Origin of the sequence: Curtobacterium sp. 260 (assembly GCF_030803485.1) — a bacterium.
Lineage (GTDB): Bacteria > Actinomycetota > Actinomycetes > Actinomycetales > Microbacteriaceae > Curtobacterium.
In genome coordinates this window covers 197,329-218,834 of sequence record NZ_JAURUY010000002.1, presented here as the reverse complement: position 1 = coordinate 218,834, position 21,506 = coordinate 197,329, and the positions used below count along the sequence as shown (strand labels likewise).

Below are 21,506 nucleotides of genomic sequence, written 5' to 3'. Positions count from 1 at the left end.
CGAGCGGAACCGGGGCACCCAGCAGAACCGGGCGTACCCAGCGGAACCGCGCGCACCCAGCAGAACCGGGCGCACCCAGCAGAACCGGGCGCACCCAGCAGAACCGGGCGTACCCAGCAGAACCGGGCGTACCTGATCCGCAGGATCGACCAGGTACGCCCGGTTCCGCTTGCCATGGCACGCGTGTTGGGAAGGAACGGGTGCGCCGGACGGGAGGCGCGGTGCCAGCCCACACCGCGCCTCCCGTCCGGCGCGTTCGCAGTTGCGCTCAGGTCACCGAGCGGGCAGGACACGCCGCGCGTCTCCTGCCGAGCGGGCAGGAACCGTCGCCGGACGACGCCGAGCGTGACAGGAATGGCCCGCTCGCGGGCCCCGCCCGTCGAGCGTGACGGAGAAGGCCCGCTCGCGGGACGCGAGCGGGCCTCTCGGACCGTGTCGAGTGGACCGGGGCCGGACGTCAGCGAGCGGGCAGGTCCCGCTCCGGGTGCCCCACGTAGAGCTGCTGCGGGCGGCCGATCTTGTTGAGCGGGTCGTTGTTGAGCTCACGCCACTGGGCGATCCACCCCGGCAGACGCCCGATGGCGAACAACACCGTGAACATGCGCGGCGGGAAGCCCATCGCCCGGTAGATGATGCCCGTGTAGAAGTCGACGTTCGGGTAGAGCTTGCGGCTGACGAAGTACTCGTCCTCGAGCGCGATCTGCTCGAGCTCCATCGCGATGTCGAGCAGGTCGTCCTGCACCCCGAGCGACTGCAGCACCTCGTGCGCGGACTCCTTCACGAGCTTCGCGCGCGGGTCGTAGTTCTTGTAGACGCGGTGCCCGAAGCCCATGAGCTTCACTCCGCGCTCCTTGTTCTTCACCCGCTCGACGAAGCGCGACACCGGCTCACCGGAGTCCTTGATCTGCTGGAGCATCTCGAGCACGGCCTCGTTCGCGCCACCGTGCAGCGGCCCGTACAGCGCGTTGATGCCGGCGGAGATCGACGCGAACATGTTCGCCTTCGTCGAGCCGACCAGGCGCACGGTCGAGGTGGAGGCGTTCTGCTCGTGGTCCTCGTGCAGGATGAGGAGCCGCTCGAGCGCCTTCGACAGCACCGGGTTCGGCTCGTACGGCTCGGCCATCGTGCCGAAGTTCAGCCGGAGGAAGTTGTCGACGAACGACAGCTTGTTGTCCGGGTAGAGGAACGCCTGCCCGATCGCCTTCTTGTGCGCGTAGGCGGCGATGACCGGCAGCTTCGCGAGGAGCCGGACGGTCTGCAGCTCGACCTTCTCGGGGTCGTCGACGTCCATGTCGTCCTCGTAGTACGTGGACAGTGCGCTCACGGCGCTCGACAGCACCGACATCGGGTGTGCCGAGTGCGGAAGCGCGTCGAAGAGCCGACGGAGGTCCTCGTGCAGCAGCGTGTGCCGACGGATGCGGGCGTCGAAGTCGTCGAGCTCGTCCTTCGTGGGGAGCTCACCGTAGATGAGGAGCCACGCGACCTCGAGGTAGGTGCACCCCGATGCGACCTGGTCGATCGGGTAGCCGCGGTAGCGCAGGATCCCCTGGTCGCCGTCGATGTACGTGATGGCGCTCTTGGTCGCGCCGGTGTTGACGAAGCCGTAGTCGAGCGTGTTCAGCCCGGTCTGCTTCTTCAGCGAGGAGATGTCGATGGCGGACGCGCCGTCGACGCTCGGCAGGATCGGGAACTCCGCCGTGCCACCCGGGAACGTCAGTGTCGCCGTCTCCGTCGACTCCGCGGCGGCGGGGCTCACGGGGACGGGCGTGGTGGGCGGTGTGGCCGTCTTCTGAGCGTCGTTGGCAGTGTCAGTCACGACGACAGCCTAACTGCGCCGACTGTCGGTCGTGCACCACCGGAAGGCGGAGATCTGGTGGATTCCACGGATTGTGCGGGGAGCGCACAGCGGTCCCACCCCTCGTCACGACCGGGAGGCGCGGCCCACCTCGATCAGGACGCGGCCAGTCTCCGGGTGCTCGCCAGCCGCTGCGCCGCGGCCGCGATCCGGTCGTCGGTCGCGGTGAGCGCCACCCGGACGTGCTCCGCCCCGGCGGGCCCGTAGAAGGTGCCCGGTGCGACGAGGATGCCCCGTTCCGCCAGCCAGCCGACCGTGTCGAGCGCGGGCTCGCCGCGGGTCGCCCAGAGGTAGAGCCCGGCCTCGCTGTGGTCGATCCGGAAGCCCGCTCCCTCGAGTGCCCGTCGGAGCATGTTCCGACGGGCCCGGTAGCGGGCCTTCTGCTGCTGCACGTGCGTGTCGTCGGCGAGGGCCACGATCATCGCGTCCTGGACCGGCAGCGGCGGCATCATGCCGGTGTGCTTCCGGACCGCCAGCACGTCGGCCAAGATTGCGGCGTCCCCCGCGACGAAGGCAGCACGGTACCCGGCGAGGTTCGACTGCTTCGACAGCGAGTACACGCTGAGCACACCGTCCACCCGGTCGCCGACGACCTGCGGGTCGAGGATCGAGGGTGTCGGCGACGCGTCGTACGGCGGCTCCCACCCGAGCTCGGCGTAGCACTCGTCACCGACGATCACGGCGCCGAGCTCCCGCGCCCGTGCGACCGCGGCGCGCAGCTGTTCGACGGACAGCACGCGACCGTCCGGGTTGCCGGGCGAGTTCAGCCACACGAGCTTCGTGCTCTCCGGCCATGCGGCGGGGTCGTCGGATGCCAGCGCGTCGGCCCGAACGAGCGCGGCTCCGAGCTCGTAGGTCGGGTACGCGGCCTCCGGGAACACGACGGTGTCCCCCGGGCCGATCCCGAGCCAGACCGCGAGCCCGGCGATGAACTCCTTCGAGCCGATGGTCGGGAGCACCTGCTCGGGCGTCAGCGTGATGCCCTGCCGACGGCCGTACCAGTCGGCGATCGCCTCGCGCAGCGCGGGCGTGCCGGCGACCTGCGGGTAGGCGTGCGCGTCGGTCGCACCCGCCAGGGCCCGTCGGACGACCTCGGGGGTCGGGTCGACGGGCGAACCGACGCTGAGGTCGACGATGCCGCCCTCGTACGCCGCTGCGCGCTGCTTGAACGGGACGAGCTGGTCCCAGGGGAAGTCGGGGAGGTCGAGCGCCACGGAGCGGTCCGGGGTCAGCCGCGCGGGGGCTGGGCCGTGATGACGGGGTGGTCCTTGTGGATCACACCGACCTTGGCAGCACCGCCGGGCGAACCGACCTCGTCGAAGAACTCGACGTTGGCCTTGTAGTAGTCGGCCCACTCGTCCGGCAGGTCGTCCTCGTAGTAGATCGCCTCGACCGGGCAGACCGGCTCGCACGCACCACAGTCGACGCACTCGTCGGGGTGGATGTACAGCGACCGGTCACCCTCGTAGATGCAGTCGACCGGGCATTCGTCGATGCAGGCGCGGTCCTTGACGTCGACACAGGGCTGGGCGATCACGTAGGTCACGGTGCGGGTGCTCCCTTCGGACTGAGCGTGGTCGAGTCTACTCGCGGCGCCCGGGAGCCCCGGACCGCGCGGTGTCCGTGGACGATGCGGCAGCCGTCCCGGCCCCGGCTCCGGCTCCGGACGCCGACGCCGCCGCGCGGGCTCGCAGCCCCGACAGGTCGGGCCAGGCGAGGGCGAACGCCGCGATCGCCGCCGGCGCGAAGGTCCACACGTAGCCGGCGAGGTTCGCGAGCACCAGCGGGGACGACTGCCCGCCGACGCTCACGAGCACCTGCGTCGCGACGATGATCCCGATGCCGGCCGCTGCGACCATCGCCCGCGAGCGGTACAGGAGGCGCAGTCCCACCACGAGTCCGAGCACGATGAGCGTCGTCAGGACCATGCCGACCGGGAAGCCCGCGAGCCGCTGCTGGTGCGTGACGGTCCCGAGTGCTCCGACGACGAGCCCGGCGACCGCCGCGACGACGACCGCCGTCACCTTCCCCTGACGGGTGAGCTCCGCGAAGGTCTCGGGAGCGTGGGGCACCGGGTCGGCGTCGTACCGGAACGCCTCGATCGCGGGAGCCTCCTGCCGGACGCCGTGGGGCATCACCCAGGTCAGGCGCTGCGGGTCGGTCGGGTCCACGGGGTCGACGGCGACCTGCGACCGGTACTGCTCGACGGCGGCGCGGACCTTCGCCCGGACGGGGACGACGTCGACGGTCAGGTCGACCTCGTCCGACGTCGGGTCGACGATCATCGAGAAGGGGACCTCCTCGGCCCGGGCCGCGTACCGGGCAGCGTGGTGCACCCGAACGTGGTCCGGGTGGCCGTACCCGCCGTCGTCGGCGTAGCTGACCACCGCGTCGGCGCCGGTGGAGCGGATCGCCGCGCGCACGTCGTCGACGACCTCGCCCAGGTCCGCCGCGGTGAGCGAGTCGGCCGGGGCGTCGTCGGCGGCCGTCGCGCGTCCGTCCGGTCCCCACTGCATGCCGGAGTCGCTGTACCGCCGCTCGGGCAGGTCGGTGGGACGTGCTCCCCGGCCGCCGAGCCACAGGTGTGCCGAACCGCCGAGCGCGGCCAGCGCGGCGGCGATCTCGGTCTCGCGGTGTGCGGCGACACGGGGGCCGTCACCGAAGAGCGGCGCCAGGGCCTCGGTGAGCATCTCGCCGCGCTCGCCTCGCGTGGCGGTGAGCACCGTCACCTCGGCGCCGAGCTCGAGCAGGGTGGCGATGGTGCCGCCGGACGACAGGGTCTCGTCGTCGGGGTGGGCGTGCACGAACAGGACGCGCTCGGGACGCGGTGCGGGAGCCTTGGACATCGCGTCCCAGGGTACTTCGCTAGCGGGGCGTGACGATGTACGTCGCGGTGACGCCGTCCGACGACTCGGACACCGTCAGCACCACGCGGTACGCATCGCTGCGGAACATCCCGAACGCGCTCGACGTGTCCGCACGCTTCGCGGACTCGGTGTACCCGGCGGCAGCGAGCTGCTCGGCGGCCGCCGCGAAGTCGTCGACCGAGGCCACGCGGACCTGGACCACCCAGCCGGAACCCTTCGGCCCGGCCCCACCGCCGAGCACGGTGCCGTCGACGAGCGGGACGTCGGGGGTCGGGAAGCCGTCCGGCACCCTGCCGTCGCTCGTCACGCCCGTGCCCGACAGTGCCGCGTCGAGGGCGCCGTCGATGCCGCCCGCGACCGAGGCCATGCCGTCCTGCACGGCCTTGCCGTCGATGCCCTGCACGGTCTCGCTGACGTTCGAGGCGACCGACGAGCCGAGGTCGGTCGCCTGGCGCACCGCGTCGGCGGAGCAGCCGGTCAGGCCCGCGAGGGCGATCCCCGCGGTCACGGCGGCGATGAGGGTCCGGGTCGTGCGCATGCGGACACCCTAGGTGGACTGCCGGGAGGCGCGGCGTGCGTTCCCTGGGAAGTCTCCCGTCCGCCGCGCCGCCGGTCAGGACAGGTAGGTGCGGGCGGCTGCCGTCAGGGCGTCGACGCCGACCGGGATCGCCGTCTCGGCCTGCGGCGCGTAGAACGGCGAGTGGTTGCTCGGGATCTCCTCGCCGCGGCGGAACAGCTCCGGATCGGTGATGCCGGTGAACCAGTACACGAGCGGCACCCCCGCCGCGGTGGCGAGCTGGCCGACGTCCTCCGACGCCATCGCCAGCCCGATCTCCAGGTCGCGCGCACCGGGCACGACGGGACGGATCGCCTCGAGCACGCGCTTCGCCGCCTCGGGGTCGTTCACGGTCACCTCGGCACCCGGGGCACGCTCGATGGTCGGCGCGGCGAGGCCGCCCGCCTCGCTCTCGGCCCGCACGATGCGCTCGATCGAGGCGATGATCCGCTCGCGGGTCTCCTCGTTCCGGGCGCGCGTCGAGATCTCGATGACGGCCTGGTCCGGGATGATGTTCGGCCGGGTCCCGGCGTGGAAGGCGCCGACGGTGACGACGCCGGCGTCGGACGGCGAGACCTCGCGGGAGACGACCGTCTGCAGCCGCACGACGGCGCTCGCGGCGGTGACGATCGGGTCGAGCGAGGCCTGCGGCGCCGAACCGTGCGCGCCGCGGCCGTTGAACGTGACCGTCATCCGGTCGCTCGACGCCATGACCGGTCCGCTGCCGACCGCGACGATCCCGACCGGCGCGGGGGCGGAGTGCTGCCCCAGCACGACCTCCGGCTGCGGGAATTGCTCGACCAGGCCGTCCTCGATCATCGCGCGGGCACCGGAGATGACCTCTTCCGCGGGCTGGAAGACGGCGACGACCGTGCCGTGCCACGCGTCACGGGTGTCGACGAGGCGCTCGAGGGTCCCGAGCAGCCACGTGACGTGGATGTCGTGTCCGCAGGCGTGCATCGTCGGGACCTCGACGCCCTCGTCGTCGCGGCCGGTGTGCGTGCTCGCGTAGGACAGCCCCGTGCGCTCCTGCACGGGCAGGCCGTCGATGTCGGCGCGGAGCCACACGACCGGCCCGTCGCCGTTCGCCAGGACGCCCACGACGCCCGTGCCGCCGACGCCCGTGGTGACCTCGATCCCACCGATCTCGGCCAGTCGGTCGGCGATCACACCGGCGGTGCGGTGCTCCTGGAAGCCGAGCTCCGGGTGGGCGTGCAGGTCCTGGTACAGGGAGAGGAGATCGAGGGTCACCCGTCCACCGTAACCCCGGAGCCGGAGGGCGCGGACGCCGACGGCCCGGCCACCTCGACGAGGTGACCGGGCCGTCGGACGGAGGCAGTGCCTCCAGGCCTGTCGCGGGGTTACGCGTCCTGGCGCTTCAGGCGGGCGTACGCGCGCTGACGGGCCTGCGCGTCGAGCTCGACCTTGCGGATGCGCACGTTGTCGGGGGTGACCTCGACGCACTCGTCCTCGCGCGCGAACTCCAGGCACTCCTCGAGGGAGAGCTGGCGCGACGGCGTCATCGACTCGAAGGAGTCGGCGTTCGCCGAACGCATGTTCGTGAGCTTCTTCTCCTTCGTGATGTTCACGTCCATGTCGTCGGCGCGCGAGTTCTCGCCGATGACCATGCCCTCGTAGACCTCCTCCGTCGGGTTGACGAAGAACGTCATGCGCTCCTGCAGGTTCGTGATGGCGAACGGCGTCACGACACCGGCGCGGTCGGAGACGATCGAGCCGTTGATGCGGGTCTGGATCGGGCCCGCCCAGTCGTCGTAGCCGTGCGAGATCGCGTTCGCGATGCCCGTGCCACGGGTCTCGGTGAGGAACGACGTGCGGAAGCCGATGAGGCCACGCGACGGCACGATGAACTCCATGCGGATCCAGCCGGTGCCGTGGTTCGTCATGTTCTCCATGCGACCCTTGCGCGCGGCCATGAGCTGCGTGATCGCGCCGAGGTGCTCCTCCGGCGTGTCGATCGTCATGTGCTCGTAGGGCTCCTGGAGCTTGCCGTTCTCGTCACGCTTCGTGACGACCTGCGGCTTGCCCACGGTGAGCTCGAAGCCCTCGCGGCGCATCTGCTCGACCAGGATGGCGAGCGCCAGCTCACCACGGCCCTGGACCTCCCAGGTGTCCGGACGGCCGATGTCCTGCACCTTGAGCGACACGTTGCCGATGAGCTCGCGGTCGAGGCGGTCCTTGACCATGCGCGCGGTCAGCTTGTGGCCCTTGACCTTGCCGACGAGCGGGCTCGTGTTGGTCCCGATGGTCATCGAGATGGCGGGGTCGTCGACCGTGATGGTCGGCAGCGGGCGGACGTCCTCGGGGTCGGACAGCGTCTCACCGATGGTGATGGTGTCGAAGCCGGCGACGGCGACGATGTCACCGGGGCCCGCGGACTCGGCCGGGAAGCGGTCGAGTGCCTTCGTGATGAGCAGCTCGGTGATGCGGGCGTTCGCGACGGTGCCGTCGTGCTTGACCCACGCGACCGTCTGCCCCTTCTTCATCGTGCCGTGGAAGATGCGGAGCAGCGCGAGGCGGCCGAGGAACGGCGAGGCGTCGAGGTTGGTGACGTGCGCCTGCAGCGGGTGCTCGTCGTCGTACGTCGGCGCCGGCACGTGCTGCAGGATCGCCTCGAACAGCGGCTCGAGGTCGTCGTTGTCGGGCAGCTCGCCGTCGTTCGGCTTGTTGCGGCTCGCGGCACCGGCACGACCGGACGCGTAGACGACCGGGACGTCGAGGATCGCGTCGAGGTCGAGGTCGTCGACCTCGTCCGACAGGTCGGAGGCCAGGCCGAGGAGCAGGTCCTGCGACTCGGAGACGACCTCGTCGATGCGGGAGTCCGGGCGGTCCGTCTTGTTGACGAGCAGGATCACCGGGAGCTTCGCGGCGAGCGCCTTGCGCAGCACGAAGCGGGTCTGGGGCAGCGGGCCCTCGGACGCGTCGACGAGCAGCACGACACCGTCGACCATGGAGAGGCCGCGCTCGACCTCACCACCGAAGTCGGCGTGGCCGGGGGTGTCGATCACGTTGATCGTGATGCGGCCACCCGGGTTGAACTCCTCGGCGTGCTCCCCGTTGTAGAGCACCGAGGTGTTCTTCGCGAGGATGGTGATGCCCTTCTCGCGCTCGAGGTCGTTCGAGTCCATCATCCGGTCTTCGCCCTCGAAGTGGGCGTCGAACGAGTTGGTCTGCGTGAGCATCGCGTCGACGAGGGTGGTCTTGCCGTGGTCGACGTGTGCCACGATGGCGACGTTGCGCAGGTCGGACCGGGTGGCGAGCGCCATACAGGACATCCTTCAAGTGTTCGGAGAAGATCGGGCGGCCGACGGCGGCTCTCGCGCCGTGGTGGCACTGCCCGTGGGTGGGCTGGAACGCCCGACACGCCAGTCTACCGGTAGTTCGCAACCCTGAGGAGTACAGCGCATGACCCGACGGCGGACGTGGACCGAGATCACGATCGTCCTCATGCTCTCACTGGGCGGCAGCGCGCTGTACTCGGTGCTGCAGATCATCGACGACCTGTCGCAGACGACGCCCCTCGGCGAGCAGTCGACGGCGCTCAACACGTCGACCACGACCGTGCAGTACGTCGACCTCGCGCGGCAGCTCGTCGGCATCGCGGTCGACCTGGCCCCGGTCGCGCTGGTCTGCTACCTCCTCTGGAGCGCGAGGCGCCCGCACCTCCACCGGCTCGGCATCGACCGCTTCCGGGCGCGGCCGGACCTCGGCGGCGCCGCCCTCATCGCGCTCGGCATCGGCGTCCCCGGACTCGCGCTCTACTTCACCGGTCGCGCACTCGGCTTCACGGTGGACGTCGACCCGGCGGCGCTGAACACCTACTGGTGGACGATCCCCGTCCTGCTGCTCTCGGCCGTCCGGTCCGGGCTGCAGGAGGAGGTCATCGTCATCGGGTACCTGTACGAGCGACTCGGCGGGCTCGGGTGGGGGCGGTGGCAGGTCATCCTGTCGACCGCGGTCCTGCGCGGGAGCTACCACCTCTACCAGGGGTTCGGGGCGTTCGTGGGGAACGCGGTGATGGGCGTCGTGTTCGGGTGGATCTACACGAGGTGGGGGCGGCTGCTCCCGCTCGTCATCACGCACTGCCTGCTCGACGCCGTCGTCTTCGTGGGCTACCCCTTCGTCGCCCAGGCGTTCCCGGGGCTGTTCCGGTGAGCGGGTGCGTCGCCGAGGCGAGACGCCGGCGTGCCCGTCAGACGGAGGCATCGACGCGAGACGCCGCAGGATCCTGCGGCGTCTCGACGTGACGAGACCGTCTCACGGCAGGACGGGCCCGAGGTGACCGGGTGACGGACGGGAGGCGCGGTACCGACCGGCACCGCGCCTTCCGTCCGTCGGCTGGTCACGCGACCAGCTGCGGCACCTGCTCCGGGTAGTGGCACGCCGCACGGTGGTCGCGCTCCGCGCCGGCGTGCGACGCCTTCTCGGGCACCTCGTCGCGGCACCGCGCCTGCTGTGCCTCGGGCAGCATCGCGTAGAGCGGGCAGCGCGAGCGGAACCGGCAGCCGGTCGGGCGCTCGGTCGGGCTGGGCGGGTCCCCCGGCAGCAGGATCGTCCGCCGTGCGCGCTCCACGACGGGATCCGGCACCGGGACCGCCGACATGAGCGCAGCCGTGTACGGGTGCATCGGGCGCTCGAACACCTCGTCCACCGCGCCCTCCTCGACGGTGCGGCCCAGGTACATCACGCTCACCCGGTCCGCGACGTGCCGGATCACCGACAGGTCGTGCGACACGAACAGGTACGACAGCCCGAGTCGTGCCTTGAGGTCGGCGAGCAGGTTGAGCACCCCGGCCTGGATCGACACGTCGAGCGCGGAGACCGGCTCGTCGAGCACGATGAGCTCCGGCTCGGTCGCGAGCGCCCGAGCGATCGAGATGCGCTGCCGCTGCCCGCCGGAGAACTCGTGCGGGTAGCGGTCGGCCTCGGCGGCACGGAGCCCCACGAGCCCGAGGAGCTCCGGCACCCGCTCGGCGATGCGGTCCGACGCGGCGCCGACGGCCCGGAGCGGTTCGGCGACGACGTCGTACACGGACATGCGCGGGTCGAGGCTCGCTGCGGGGTCCTGGAACACCATCGAGATGCGCTGCCGCAGCTGCTTCGACGCCGTGACCGGCTGTCCGAAGAGCTCGACCGTGCCGTGCTCGGGCCGCTCGAGGTCCATCAGCTGGTGCAGGGTCGTCGACTTGCCGGACCCCGACTCCCCGACCAGCCCGAGCGTCTCGCCCGTGCGGATGTCGAGGTCGACGCCGTCCACCGCGTAGACCTCGCCGACCTTGCGCTTGAACACCGATCCCTTGACGAGCGGGAACGTCTTCGTCAGCCCCTCGACCTGGACGACGGCGGGGCGCTGCTCGCGGGCGGCGGGCGTGGTGACCGCGACGCCGGTGTCCGGGATCTCGGGCAGCCGGAAGATCGCGCCGGAGTCGGCGTGGGCCTCGGCGACCTCCTCGTACCGGTGGCAGGCGACGGCGTGCGGCACCGAGGTGTCGACCGGCCCTTCTCCGGGGACACCGGCCGCCACGTCGACCGCGGCGAGCGGCGGCTCCGACCCGCGGCAGACGGCGGCGGCGAGCGGGCACCGGTCGGCGAACGGGCAGGCGTCCGGCAGCCCGATGAGCGACGGCGGCGACCCTGGGATCGGCACGAGCGGCTCGCCGCTCGACTCGTCGAGCCGCGGCAGCGCGCCGATGAGACCGATCGTGTAGGGCATGCGTGGTCGGGCGAACAGCTCGTCCGCGCTCGCCGTCTCGACGATCCGCCCGGCGTACATCACGGCGATGCGGTCGGCGATGCCGGCGATCACCCCGAGGTCGTGGCTGACGAACACCAGGGCGGCACCGGTCTCGCGCTGCGCGGTGCGGAGCACGTCGATGATCTGGGCCTGGATCGTCACGTCCAGTGCGGTGGTCGGTTCGTCGGCCAGGATCACGTCCGGGTCGTTCGCCATGGCCATCGCGATCATCGCGCGCTGCCGCATGCCACCGGAGAACTCGTGCGGGAAGGCGTCCACGCGCTGCGCGGCCTGCGGGATGCCGACGAGCTCGAGCAGCTCGATCGCCCGGGCGCGTGCGTCCTGCTTGGAGGCACCCCGGTGCACGCGGACGGTCTCGGCGATCTGCTCACCGATCGTGTACACGGGCGTGAAGGCGGACAGCGGGTCCTGGAAGACCATGGCGACCTTGGCGCCCCGCAGCTTGCTCAGCTGCCGGTCGCTGCGGCCGAGGAGCTCCTGCCCCTCGAGCGCGATCGACCCCGTGACCTTCGTGGTCTCCGGCAGCAGTCCGAGGATCGCCATGCTCGTGACGGACTTGCCCGAACCGGACTCGCCGACGATGCCGAGGACCTCGCCCCGCCGGAGCTCGAGGTCGACCCCCCGAACGGCGTGCACGACGCCGCGCGGGGTCGGGAACCGGACGTCGAGGTCGCGGACACGGAGCAGCGGGTCGGTCGTGGTGGTCGTCGTGGTGGTGGTGCTCATGCGCCGGCCCCTGCCTGCGTGGTGATGGTCGCAGCGTCGACCGCGGCCTGGTTCTGGTCGCGCTTCCGACCGGTCCGCTTCTGCTTCTTGCCCGTCGCCGACGTCGGGTCGAGCGCGTCGCGCAGCCCGTCGCCGAGCAGGTTCGCCGCGATCGCGAAGACCACGAGCGCACCGGCCGCGAAGAAGAACAGCCACGGGCTGGTGAGCGCGGCGTCCTGGTTCTGCGCGATGAGCGTGCCGAGCGAGACGTCCGGTGGCTGGACGCCGAAGCCGAAGTAGCTCAGGCTCGTCTCCGCGAGCACCGCGGCCCCGACCTGGATGGTGCCGTCGATGATGAGGAACGAGGCCACGTTCGGCAGGATGTGCCGGAGGATGATCCGGAACGGGCCGATGCCCATGTACCGGGCGGCGCGCACGAACTCGCGCTCCTTCACCGAGAGCGTCATCGAGCGGACGACCCGGGCGGTGACCATCCAGCCGAAGGCCGCGATGAGGACCACGAGCACGATCCAGCCGGAGTCCTGGATGCGCGGGCTGATGATCGCGATGATGAGGAACGACGGCAGCACGAGCAGCATGTCGACGAAGAACATCACGATCCGGTCGACCCAGCCGCCGAAGTAGCCGGCAGCAGCACCCGTCAGCGCTGCGAGTGCGGTCGAGAACAGTGCGACCAGCAGACCGATGAGCAGACTCTTCTGCATGGCGCGAGCGGTCTGCGCGAAGACGTCCTGCCCGATGCCGTTCGTGCCGAACCAGTGCGCGCCGCCCGGGGGCTGCGAGAAGGCGGTGTAGTCGATCTGGGAGTAGCCGTAGGGGCTCACGAACGGCCCGATGAACGCGAAGGCGAAGAGCAGCACGATCACCACGAGGCCGATCCCGGCCCCACGGTTCATGAACACGCGGACTGCGGTCTGCACGAAGCGGTTGCGCTGCTTCCCGCCCGGCTTCGGGCTGCCGGGCAGCGGCGTGTCGGACCGGCCGACGGTCGTGCCGTCGACGGGTTCGATGCGGGTGTCGGTCATCTCAGCTCCTCCGCACACGCGGATCGAGGGCGGCGGTGAGGACGTCGGCGAGGAAGCCCGCGATGAGGACCACGACCGAGGCGAACAGCGTGTACGCGGTCACCGCGTTCACGTCGTTGTTCTGCACCGAGTCGATGAACCACGCGCCGAGGCCGTTCCAGCCGAAGATCTTCTCGGTGAAGGTCGCACCGGTGAGGATGCCGAGGAACCCGTAGGCGAAGAGCGTCGTCATGGGGATCAGCGCGGTCCGGAGCCCGTGCTTGAAGGTCGCCTGGCGCTTCGTCAGCCCCTTCGCCCGCGCGGTCCGCAGGAAGTCCGAGCCGAGCACGTCGAGCATCGTCGCCCGCTGGTACCGGCTGTAGATCGCGATGAGGCCGAGCGCGATGGAGATCGTCGGCAGGAGCAGGTGCACGCCCCGGTCGAGGAACAGGTCCCACGCGCTGCCGCTCAGCCCCGGGGTGGCCTCGCCGGTGAAGTTGATGAGCTGGGTCCCGGTGTCCTGGTTGAGCTTCGTCGCTCCGATCTTCAGGAACACGGCCGTCAGGAACACCGGTGTCGAGATGAGCACGATCGAGACGATCGCACTCACCCGGTCCGAGATCCGGTACTGCCGGATGGCGTTCCAGACACCGAGCAGCACCCCGAGCAGGATGCCGAGCAGGGACCCGACCACCAGCAGCCGCAGGCTCACCCCCAGGCGCGGCCAGAAGGCGTCGTTGACGCTGCGGTCCTGGATCGTCCGGCCGAGATCGCCCTGGACGGCGTCGCCGAGCCAGTGCCCGTAGCGCACGACGATCGGCGTCTTGTCGTTGACGCCGATGTCGTCGAGCTTCTTGTCGATGGTGGCCGCAGGCGGTGCCGGGTTGCGCTCTGCGTAGACGGATCGGGGGCTGAACGTCGCCGAGGCCAGGAAGTACGTCAGCGAGGTGGCGAGGAACACGAGCACGACGTAGTACACGAGTCGACGCGCCAGGAAGCGGGTCATGCGGAACACCATACGACCCGATTTGTTTCCGGGAGATCACATCCCGCCACATCCCGCGTAACGGATTGGTGTTTGCAACAGAACGGGTCGACTGCCCCCGCGCGGGGGCCGTATGGTGATCCACAACTTCACGAGGGGAACACCATGAAGCACAGGAAAGTCCTGGCGTTGACGGCGGCACTCGCCGGCTTCGCTCTCGTCGCGACCGGCTGCTCGAGCGGATCCAACGGAGGATCCGGCGGCGGTTCGGACGACTCGGGCAAGAAGACCCTGCCCACCTCGGCCCAGATCAACGAGCAGCCGGTCTCGGACCTGCAGGACGGCGGCACGCTCCGTCTGCCGATCTCGCAGTGGATCACGCAGTGGAACTACAACCAGGTCGACGGCGCCCTGGTCGACGCCTCCACGATCGAACAGGCGACGATGCCGTTCATCTACGTGATCGACGGCAAGGGCGCACCGCAGCTCGACACCGACTACGTGTCGAAGGCCGAGGCGACGAGCGACGACCCGCTCACGATCGAGTACGAGATCAACCCGAAGGCGAAGTGGAACGACGGGTCCCCCATCACGTGGAAGGACTTCGAGAACGAGTGGAAGGCCCTGAACGGGTCGAACCAGGACTACCTGGTCGGGTCGACCACCGGGTACGAGGACATCGCGTCGGTGTCGAAGGGCTCGTCCGACCAGGACGTCAAGGTCGTCTTCGACAAGCCGTTCTCCGACTGGAAGTCGCTCTTCAGCCCGCTCTACCCGGCGAGCCAGACCGGCACCCCGGAGCAGTTCAACGAGGCGTACAAGGGCAAGGTGCCGCTCTCGTCCGGACCGTACAAGGTGTCGAAGCTCGACGAGACCGCCGGCACCGTGACGATCGTCCCCGACGAGAACTGGTGGGGTGACAAGCCGAAGCTCGACCAGGTCATCTTCCGGTCGCTCGACGGCAACGCGGACGTCGACGCCTACCTCAACAAGGAGATCGACTCGGTCCTGACGACGACCTCGGAGCGGTTCGACCGCGTCAAGGACGCCAAGGACTCGAAGGTCTACGCCTCGACCTCGGCGCAGTACACGCACGTCGACTTCTCGTCCAAGGGCATCCTCAAGGACAAGCAGCTCCGACTCGCGATCCAGCACGCGGTGAACCGTGAGGCGCTGGCGCAGGTCATCGGCGGCACGCTGCCGTACAAGCTCGGCACGCTCGACAACCACATCTTCCTGTCGACCGACGACGGCTACGAGGCGAACACCGACCCGAGCGGCACCTTCGACGTCGAGAAGGCGAAGAAGATCCTGGACGACGACGGCTGGAAGACCGACGGTCAGTACCGCAAGAAGGACGGCAAGACGCTCTCGCTGTCCATCACGATCCCGTCGGGTGCGACCGCGTCGCAGAAGCTCTCCGAGGTCATGCAGCAGCAGCTCAAGGACGTCGGCATCGAGCTGAAGCTCAAGTCCGTCGCGGTGGACGACTTCTTCGAGCAGTACGTCACGCCGGGCAACTACGACATGACGATCTTCGTCTGGGGCGGTACCGGCTTCCACTCGGGCGGCGCCTCGATCTACACCACCGGCGACACCGGACAGAACTACGGCCGCATCGGCGACGACGCGATCGACGAACTCGTCGCGAAGGCCATCGCCGAGCCGGACACCGACAAGGCGAACGAGATCTGGAACCAGGTCGACAAGCAGGTCTGGGCGATCGGCCACTCGATGCCGATCACCGCGAAGCCGGCCCTCGTCGCACAGAACCCGAAGCTCGTCAACTACGGCGCGTTCGCGGGCGCGCAGAACATCGACTGGACCAAGGTCGGGTTCACGAAGTAGCAGCACGACACCAGGACGGGCCCGGTCGCAGAACGCGACCGGGCCCGTTCCCTGTCCTACTGTGAGGGCATGAGCATCCCCGAGCCGGGCGAGACCGCGCCCGACTTCTCCCTGCCCGGCCTGGTCATCCGGAACGGCGCACGGACGGACGGCGAGTACGCCCTGTCGGCGGTCATCGGACGCTCCCTCGTCCTCGCCTTCTACCCCGGCGACGCCACGCCCGTGTGCACGGCTCAGCTCTGCAGCTACCAGGAGGAGCTCGACGGGTTCTCCGACCTCGGGGCGGTCGTCTGGGGTGTCAGCCCGCAGGCACTGGACTCGCACGAGGACTTCGCCCGCGGTGCGTCCCTCACCTTCCCGCTGCTGAGCGACACCGGCGGCGACGTCGCGCGGGCCTACGGCGTCCGTGCGCCGGGCATCGGCCTCCGCCGCTCGGTCTTCGTCATCGATGCCGACGGCATCGTCCGCTGGCGCCACGTCGGGCTCGTCGGCCTGCGCTTCCCGAAGGCCGACACCATCCGCGAGCAGGTCGAACGACTCGTCTGACCGCGCCGGACGGACCGGCGTTCCTGAATATCGGGCACCGGGTGTTGACACCCGGGCGTGGCGGTGCCGACCATGGACGGACGAGGTCCGCAACGGACCCGCCTCTCCGGGGAACCGGGTCGTCCGGCGGTACGCGCAGGTGTGTCACACCCGCTCCCGGACGTCCCCGGGGAGGCGCTCTCGACCCCGCCCACTCCCCTACGATGGCCTGGATGAGCACCGTCGTCGCGCCCCGGATGCGCCTGTTCGCCGTCGTCCTGTGGGTCGTCGCGGTCGTGCTGGTGCCGCTCGCGCTCCTGACCGGCGGCAACCCGTTGCTCGTCCCCGTCCCGAGCATCTTCACCGCGTTCATCGCGTGGGCCGCGCTCTGGCGCCCGCGGTTCGAGCTCACGGAGGAGACGCTGACGATCGTCGACGTCCGCCGCACGAGCACCTACCCCTGGCGCCGCGTGCAGGAGGTCCGCACGAAGTACGGCATCGAGGTGGTCACGTCCGAGGGCGTCCGCCGCACCTGGCTCGCGACGCGGCCGACCGCCGTGCTCGGGATCCGTCGCCCGGGCGACGGCGCGACGACGGCCGCCGACGTGCGGGAGGTCGCGGACGTCCTCCGCGCGCACGTGCCGGCGCCGGTCGTGCAGGACGGACCGCCGCCGGCGACCGTCGAGGCCGCGACCATCGTCCACCGCGTGCACGGGTGGACGGTCACGGCGATGATCGTGCTCGGTGTCGCCGCGTCGATGGCAGGCGCACAGCTCTAGACGAGCACGCAACGGCCAGGAGGCGCGTGGCGGGACCGCGTCGAGCCTCCGGACCATCCCGTCGGCGGACGGGAGGCGCGCGGCGGGACCGCGCAGAGCCTCCCGGCCGTCCCGTCGGCGGACGGGAGCCGCGTGGCGGGACCGCGCAGGGCCTCCCGACCACCCCGTGGTGCGTCAGACCGCCAGCGCGCCCGCGGAGACCAGCAGCAGGACCGCGACCGCCGCCCCGGTCACGACGGCGGGACGGTCCCACCCGCGGCGGACGTCGCTGTCGGGTGCCCCGGCCGCGCGGCGTGCGCGCCAGCGCTGGCGGATCGTCCGCAGCTCCTCCGGCTCCTGCGGCACGGACAGCTGCCCACGACGGACCGGACGCGACCCGCGGATCGACGGCCCGCCGCGGCAGGTGACGGAGCGCCCGTCGGCGGTCTGCACCACGATCTGCCAGCGCAGCCGGACGTCGGTGACGGCAGCCCACGGGACGCGGGTGGTGCGCATCGGGTTCACGACCGTGAGCGCGTCGTCGTCGAGCCGCACCGACGGCCGGACGGTGAGCAGCCAGAGCGCCCACACGATCGCGGCGACCGGGCCGACCGCGACCCAGACGACGTCCCAACTCCCCCGTACCGCGGCGTCGGCGAGCAGGAACACCCCCAGGACGACGACGAGGCCGGACGCCACCGCGCCTCCGCGACCTGCGCGGAGGACGACGGGACGTCCGGCCTCGGGGTGGTGCAGCGGGATCAGCGCCCGAACTCGAACCCGGCACCCGGGATCGCGGCGAGCAGGTCCTTCGTGTACTGCTCCTTCGGGTTCGCGAAGACCTCGTCGGTCGTCGCCTTCTCGACGATCTGCCCCTTCCGCATGACGCAGACGTTGTCCGCGACGAGGCGGACGACGGCGAGGTCGTGCGTGATGAAGAGGTACGTCAGGTCGAGCTCGGTCTGCAGCTCGGTGAGCAGGTCGAGGATCTGTCCCTGGACGAGCACGTCGAGCGCCGAGACCGCCTCGTCGAGCACGATGACCTCGGGCTTGAGCGCCAGCGCACGCGCGACCGCGATGCGCTGCCGCTGCCCACCGGACAGCTCGTTCGGGTAGCGGTTCACCATCGACTTCGGCAGCGCGACCTGGTCGAGCAGCTCGAGCACGCGGGCCCGGCGGCTCGCCTTGTCGCCCACCTTGTGCGTGGCGAGGGGCTCGGCGATCGTGTTCCCGACGTTGTACATCGGGTCCAGCGAGCCGTACGGGTCCTGGAAGACCGGCTGCACCCGGCGACGGAAGTCGAACAGCTCCTTGCCCTTGAGGGCGCCGATGTCGATGCCGTCGAACGTGACCGAACCACCGCTGATCGACTCGAGCTGCAGCACGAGCTTCGCGACGGTCGACTTCCCCGACCCCGACTCGCCGACGAGCGCCGTGGTGGTGCCCTTCGGGATCGCGAACGAGACGTCGTCGACGGCCTTGAGCTCGCGGGACTGCAGGTTCTTCCCGCGGAGCTTGTAGACCTTCTGCAGGTTCTTCACCACGATGAGGTCCTGCGCCGGACGGTGCTCGCGCTCCTGGGCGCGGGCGATCAGCTCGTCGTCCTCGCTGCCCGCGTCGGCGATGTCGACCCGCGCGTGCTGCACCTTCGACTGGATGCGACGGCTCGCGAGCGAGGGCGCCGCGGCGACGAGGCGCTGCGTGTACGGGTGCTGCGGGTTCGCCAGAATCTCCTTGGACGGACCCGACTCGACGACCTGGCCCTTGTACATCACGACGAGCTTCTCGGCACGCTCGGCGGCGAGGCCGAGGTCGTGCGTGATGAACAGGACCGAGGTGCCGAAGTCACGGGTCAGCGTCTCGAGGTGGTCGAGGATGATCCGCTGGACGGTGACGTCGAGCGCCGAGGTCGGCTCGTCGGCGATGAGCAGCTGCGGGCGGCTGGACAGACCGATCCCGATGAGCACCCGCTGGCGCATGCCGCCGGAGAACTCGTGCGGGAACTGCTTGAGCCGGGTGGCGGCGTCGCCGAGGCCGGCCTCCTGCAGCACCTCGACCGCGCGGGCGCGGATCGCGTGCTTGCCGGTGGCCATGCCGTTGGCCTTGATCGCCTCTTCCACCTGGAAGCCGATCGACCACAACGGGTTGAGGTTCGACATCGGGTCCTGCGGGACGTAGCCGATCTCCTTCCCGCGGATGCCGGCCATCTCCTTGTCGGACAGCCCGACGAGCTCACGCCCGTTGAACTTGATCGACCCGCCGGTGACCTCGCCGGTGCCGGCGAGCAGCTTGATGATCGCCTGGGCGCTGGTCGACTTGCCCGAACCGGACTCGCCGACGATCGCCAGACGCTCGCCCTGCTCGAGGGTGAAGTCGACGCCGCGCACGGCCTGCACGAGACCGCTCTGCGTGCGGAACCCGACCTGCAGGCCGGAGACCTCGAGCAGCGGGGCGCCGGAACCGGCCGGACGACGGGTGGTGGGATCGGTGAGCGTCTCGGTCATCGACGGGCCCTCGCCTTCGGGTCGAGCGCGTCGCGGACCACGTCGCCGAGGAGCAGGAACGCGAGCACGGTGATGGACAGGGCGGCGGACGGCCAGAAGATCGTCGACGGGTTGGTGCGGATCGACGTCTGCGCGGTCCCGATGTCGAGGCCCCAGCTGAGCGCCGACGGGGGCAGCCCGATGCCGAGGAACGACAGGGTGGCCTCGGCGACGATGAACGACCCGAGCGACACCGTGGCGATGACGATGACCGGGGCGATGGCGTTCGGGATCACGTGGCGGACGAGCGTGGTGAAGCGGCTGACGCCGAGCGCCGCCGAGGCGGTGACGTAGTCGGACTGCTTCGCACTGAGCACCGCACCGCGCATGATGCGGGCGATCTGCGGCCACGCGAACGCGGCGAGCACGAGGGCCACCGTGATCGCGTTGCGGGCCGGGATGACCGACATGATCACGATCGCACCGAGGATGGTCGGGATCGAGAAGAAGATGTCGCCGATGCGGGAGACGATCGTGTCGAGCCAGCCGCCGTAGAAGCCGGCGAGGGCACCGATGATGATGCCGACGAGCGACACCAGGATCGTGGCCACCAGGCCGACGATGACCGAGCTGCGTGCGCCCCAGATGACACGGGCGTACACGTCGTAGCCCTGGCGGTTGTACCCGAGCGGGTGACCCGGGCGGGCGCCCTCGTCACTGAAGTCGAGGTTCGCGGCGCGCGGGTCCACGTGCGTGAACAGGCCGGGGAAGACCGCGACGACCAGCACGAGCAGGATCAGGACCGAGGAGATCCAGAAGGTCGGGCGGACACGCATGGAGTCCCACGCGTCGGTCCAGGTCGAGCGCGTCTTCTCCGTCTCGTCGACCTGGTCGACGGCCTGGAGCGGCGTCTCCTCGATCGGCGCCACGTAGTGCGTCGCGGAGCGGGGTTCGGCGTTACTTGGCATAGCGGATCCTCGGGTCCAGGACGGCGTAGAGCAGGTCGACCAGGAGGTTGGCGAGCATGAAGATGATGACCATCACGGCGACGAACGACACGACCGTGGGGCCCTCGCCGAGCTTGACGGCGCGGAACACCGTGCCGCCGACACCGTTGATGTTGAAGATGCCCTCGGTCACGACCGCGCCGACCATCAGGTTGCCGATGTCGACACCGAGGTAGGTCACCACGGGGATGAGCGAGTTGCGGAAGATGTGCACCCCGACCACGCGACGACGGGGCAGGCCCTTCGCGGTGGCGGTCCGGACGAAGTCGGCGTTCATGTTCTCGGCGACGCTGGCACGCGTGAGCCGCACGATGTACGCGAACGACACGGTCGCGAGCACGACGGCCGGGAGCACGAGCTCCGACCACGGTGCCTGACCCGACACGGTCACGCGGAACAGACCGAGCTGGATGCCGAAGACGTACTGCAGCAGGAAGCCGACGACGAAGGTCGGCACCGAGATGAGCAGCAGCGAGACGACGAGTGCGGAGGTGTCGAACCACTTGCCCTTCTTGAGACCCGCGATGACACCGACGACGATGCCCGCGACGGCCTCGAAGAGCAGGGACAGGAGCGCCAGACGCGCGGTGATCGGGAACGCCGACGCGAGCTGCTGCGACACCGGCAGGCCCGAGTAGGTCAGTCCGAGGTCGCCGCGGAAGACGCCACCGATCCACAGGAAGTACTGGACGAGGAACGGCTTGTCCAGGTTGTACTGCTGCCGGAGCTGCTCGATCACCTGCGGCGACGGCTGACGGTCGCCGAACAGCGCGGCGATCGGGTCGCCGGGCAGCGAGAAGACCATGAAGTAGATGAGGAACGTGGCCCCGAAGAAGACGGGGATGAGTTGCAGGAGGCGCTTGCCGAGGTACCAGAGCATCAGATCGCTCGGCCCTGCGCAGCGGCGCGCGTGTCGTTCAGGTTCATGTCGTGAGGGGTGGACGGCTCGCGGGTCGGCACGGGTGTCCGGTGCGGGCGGCGGCGCCCGCGGTGGTGGGGGTTGTGTTGCCGCCGAGGTACGGGGGCCCGGAGACCGTGTGGTCTCCGGACCCCCGTCCGGTGGCCGCGGAGCAGGATACCTGCTCGCGATGTGTCTCCGCGGTGCTCGACCGCGGTGAC

Annotated in this window: 18 protein-coding genes; 4 read left to right on the top strand and 14 right to left on the bottom strand. The window is 70.3% G+C overall.

The annotated features are described in order from the left end of the window. Nucleotides 1–457 precede the first annotated feature (457 nt). The 7 genes from J2X59_RS03435 to typA form a co-directional block, all read right to left on the bottom strand. Complete coding sequence (locus J2X59_RS03435) at nucleotides 458–1,756, bottom strand: citrate synthase (RefSeq protein ID WP_081984701.1); 1,299 nt, start codon at nucleotides 1,754–1,756, stop codon at nucleotides 458–460. Between the two features lie 194 nt (nucleotides 1,757–1,950). Then, complete coding sequence (dapC, locus tag J2X59_RS03430; protein ID WP_326495706.1) at nucleotides 1,951–3,069, bottom strand: succinyldiaminopimelate transaminase; 1,119 nt, start codon at nucleotides 3,067–3,069, stop codon at nucleotides 1,951–1,953. Between the two features lie 14 nt (nucleotides 3,070–3,083). After that, nucleotides 3,084–3,401 (bottom strand): ferredoxin, encoded by a 318-nt coding sequence (gene fdxA, locus J2X59_RS03425; RefSeq protein WP_066652836.1) that lies wholly within the window; start codon nucleotides 3,399–3,401, stop codon nucleotides 3,084–3,086. 37 nt (nucleotides 3,402–3,438) lie between these two features. Then, nucleotides 3,439–4,701 carry a PIG-L family deacetylase gene (locus J2X59_RS03420; protein WP_326495705.1) on the bottom strand — a complete coding sequence of 421 codons (1,263 nt, stop codon included), beginning with the start codon at nucleotides 4,699–4,701 and terminating at the stop codon, nucleotides 3,439–3,441. A gap of 19 nt (nucleotides 4,702–4,720) precedes the next feature. Continuing rightward, the gene (locus J2X59_RS03415; RefSeq protein ID WP_326495704.1) at nucleotides 4,721–5,260 is read right to left on the bottom strand and encodes a hypothetical protein; all 540 of its coding nucleotides are present in this window, start codon (nucleotides 5,258–5,260) and stop codon (nucleotides 4,721–4,723) included. Between the two features lie 75 nt (nucleotides 5,261–5,335). Continuing rightward, a complete protein-coding gene (locus J2X59_RS03410; protein WP_326495703.1) occupies nucleotides 5,336–6,529 on the bottom strand; it encodes an amidohydrolase in 1,194 nt (397 codons plus the stop codon). A gap of 110 nt (nucleotides 6,530–6,639) precedes the next feature. After that, entirely contained in the window at nucleotides 6,640–8,562 is a 1,923-nt protein-coding gene (gene typA / locus J2X59_RS03405) for a translational GTPase TypA (RefSeq protein WP_251154704.1), read from the bottom strand. A 139-nt stretch (nucleotides 8,563–8,701) separates the two neighbouring features. Between typA and J2X59_RS03400 the strand changes: the two genes are divergently transcribed. After that, on the top strand, nucleotides 8,702–9,451 hold the full coding sequence (locus tag J2X59_RS03400) for a CPBP family intramembrane glutamic endopeptidase (RefSeq protein ID WP_066652815.1): 750 nt from the start codon (nucleotides 8,702–8,704) through the stop codon (nucleotides 9,449–9,451). A 187-nt stretch (nucleotides 9,452–9,638) separates the two neighbouring features. On the opposite strand, the gene J2X59_RS03395 is transcribed toward J2X59_RS03400, so the two are convergent. From J2X59_RS03395 to J2X59_RS03385, 3 genes are read right to left on the bottom strand one after another with little or no spacing between them, the layout of a single operon-like run. Next, nucleotides 9,639–11,777 (bottom strand): ABC transporter ATP-binding protein, encoded by a 2,139-nt coding sequence (locus J2X59_RS03395; protein ID WP_326495702.1) that lies wholly within the window; start codon nucleotides 11,775–11,777, stop codon nucleotides 9,639–9,641. Beyond that, complete coding sequence (locus tag J2X59_RS03390; protein WP_081984699.1) at nucleotides 11,774–12,802, bottom strand: ABC transporter permease; 1,029 nt, start codon at nucleotides 12,800–12,802, stop codon at nucleotides 11,774–11,776. Before J2X59_RS03390 ends, J2X59_RS03395 begins: the two co-directional genes overlap by 4 nt. A 1-nt stretch (nucleotide 12,803) precedes the next feature. Next, nucleotides 12,804–13,787 (bottom strand): ABC transporter permease, encoded by a 984-nt coding sequence (locus J2X59_RS03385; RefSeq protein ID WP_066657847.1) that lies wholly within the window; start codon nucleotides 13,785–13,787, stop codon nucleotides 12,804–12,806. A gap of 144 nt (nucleotides 13,788–13,931) precedes the next feature. Between J2X59_RS03385 and J2X59_RS03380 the strand changes: the two genes are divergently transcribed. The 3 genes from J2X59_RS03380 (at nucleotide 13,932) to J2X59_RS03370 (ending at nucleotide 16,918) form a co-directional block, all read left to right on the top strand. Beyond that, a complete protein-coding gene (locus J2X59_RS03380) occupies nucleotides 13,932–15,614 on the top strand; it encodes an ABC transporter family substrate-binding protein (protein ID WP_326495701.1) in 1,683 nt (560 codons plus the stop codon). A gap of 69 nt (nucleotides 15,615–15,683) precedes the next feature. Further along, a complete protein-coding gene (locus J2X59_RS03375; protein ID WP_326495700.1) occupies nucleotides 15,684–16,160 on the top strand; it encodes a peroxiredoxin in 477 nt (158 codons plus the stop codon). A gap of 212 nt (nucleotides 16,161–16,372) precedes the next feature. Further along, nucleotides 16,373–16,918, top strand: coding sequence for a hypothetical protein (locus J2X59_RS03370; RefSeq protein WP_326495699.1), 546 nt, complete (start codon nucleotides 16,373–16,375; stop codon nucleotides 16,916–16,918). Between the two features lie 174 nt (nucleotides 16,919–17,092). Here the strand turns inward: J2X59_RS03370 and J2X59_RS03365 are convergent, their stop codons facing one another. The 4 genes from J2X59_RS03365 to J2X59_RS03350 form a co-directional block, all read right to left on the bottom strand. After that, entirely contained in the window at nucleotides 17,093–17,596 is a 504-nt protein-coding gene (locus J2X59_RS03365) for a PH domain-containing protein (RefSeq protein ID WP_066652794.1), read from the bottom strand. A 62-nt stretch (nucleotides 17,597–17,658) separates the two neighbouring features. Beyond that, nucleotides 17,659–19,401: an ABC transporter ATP-binding protein gene (locus J2X59_RS03360; protein WP_326495698.1), complete on the bottom strand. Its 1,743-nt coding sequence runs from the start codon at nucleotides 19,399–19,401 to the stop codon at nucleotides 17,659–17,661. Further along, a complete protein-coding gene (locus J2X59_RS03355; RefSeq protein WP_066652788.1) occupies nucleotides 19,398–20,348 on the bottom strand; it encodes an ABC transporter permease in 951 nt (316 codons plus the stop codon). The genes J2X59_RS03360 and J2X59_RS03355 overlap by 4 nt, the downstream gene beginning before the upstream one ends. Beyond that, nucleotides 20,338–21,267 carry an ABC transporter permease gene (locus J2X59_RS03350; RefSeq protein WP_066652773.1) on the bottom strand — a complete coding sequence of 310 codons (930 nt, stop codon included), beginning with the start codon at nucleotides 21,265–21,267 and terminating at the stop codon, nucleotides 20,338–20,340. The genes J2X59_RS03355 and J2X59_RS03350 overlap by 11 nt, the downstream gene beginning before the upstream one ends. Nucleotides 21,268–21,506: the final 239 nt, after the last annotated feature.

Excerpts from the sequence above, each read along its gene's own strand:
- J2X59_RS03350 (WP_066652773.1), bottom strand. The coding sequence starts at position 21,267 with ATGCTCTGGTACCTCGGCAAGCGCCTCCTGCAACTCATCCCCGTCTTC.
- J2X59_RS03390 (WP_081984699.1), bottom strand. The coding sequence starts at position 12,802 with ATGACCGACACCCGCATCGAACCCGTCGACGGCACGACCGTCGGCCGG.
- J2X59_RS03355 (WP_066652788.1), bottom strand. The coding sequence starts at position 20,348 with ATGCCAAGTAACGCCGAACCCCGCTCCGCGACGCACTACGTGGCGCCG.
- J2X59_RS03420 (WP_326495705.1), bottom strand. The coding sequence starts at position 4,701 with ATGTCCAAGGCTCCCGCACCGCGTCCCGAGCGCGTCCTGTTCGTGCAC.
- J2X59_RS03415 (WP_326495704.1), bottom strand. The coding sequence starts at position 5,260 with ATGCGCACGACCCGGACCCTCATCGCCGCCGTGACCGCGGGGATCGCC.
- typA (WP_251154704.1), bottom strand. The coding sequence starts at position 8,562 with ATGGCGCTCGCCACCCGGTCCGACCTGCGCAACGTCGCCATCGTGGCA.
- J2X59_RS03400 (WP_066652815.1), top strand. The coding sequence starts at position 8,702 with ATGACCCGACGGCGGACGTGGACCGAGATCACGATCGTCCTCATGCTC.
- J2X59_RS03370 (WP_326495699.1), top strand. The coding sequence starts at position 16,373 with ATGAGCACCGTCGTCGCGCCCCGGATGCGCCTGTTCGCCGTCGTCCTG.
- J2X59_RS03385 (WP_066657847.1), bottom strand. The coding sequence starts at position 13,787 with ATGACCCGCTTCCTGGCGCGTCGACTCGTGTACTACGTCGTGCTCGTG.
- J2X59_RS03395 (WP_326495702.1), bottom strand. The coding sequence starts at position 11,777 with ATGAGCACCACCACCACGACGACCACCACGACCGACCCGCTGCTCCGT.
- J2X59_RS03380 (WP_326495701.1), top strand. The coding sequence starts at position 13,932 with ATGAAGCACAGGAAAGTCCTGGCGTTGACGGCGGCACTCGCCGGCTTC.
- J2X59_RS03360 (WP_326495698.1), bottom strand. The coding sequence starts at position 19,401 with ATGACCGAGACGCTCACCGATCCCACCACCCGTCGTCCGGCCGGTTCC.
- J2X59_RS03375 (WP_326495700.1), top strand. The coding sequence starts at position 15,684 with ATGAGCATCCCCGAGCCGGGCGAGACCGCGCCCGACTTCTCCCTGCCC.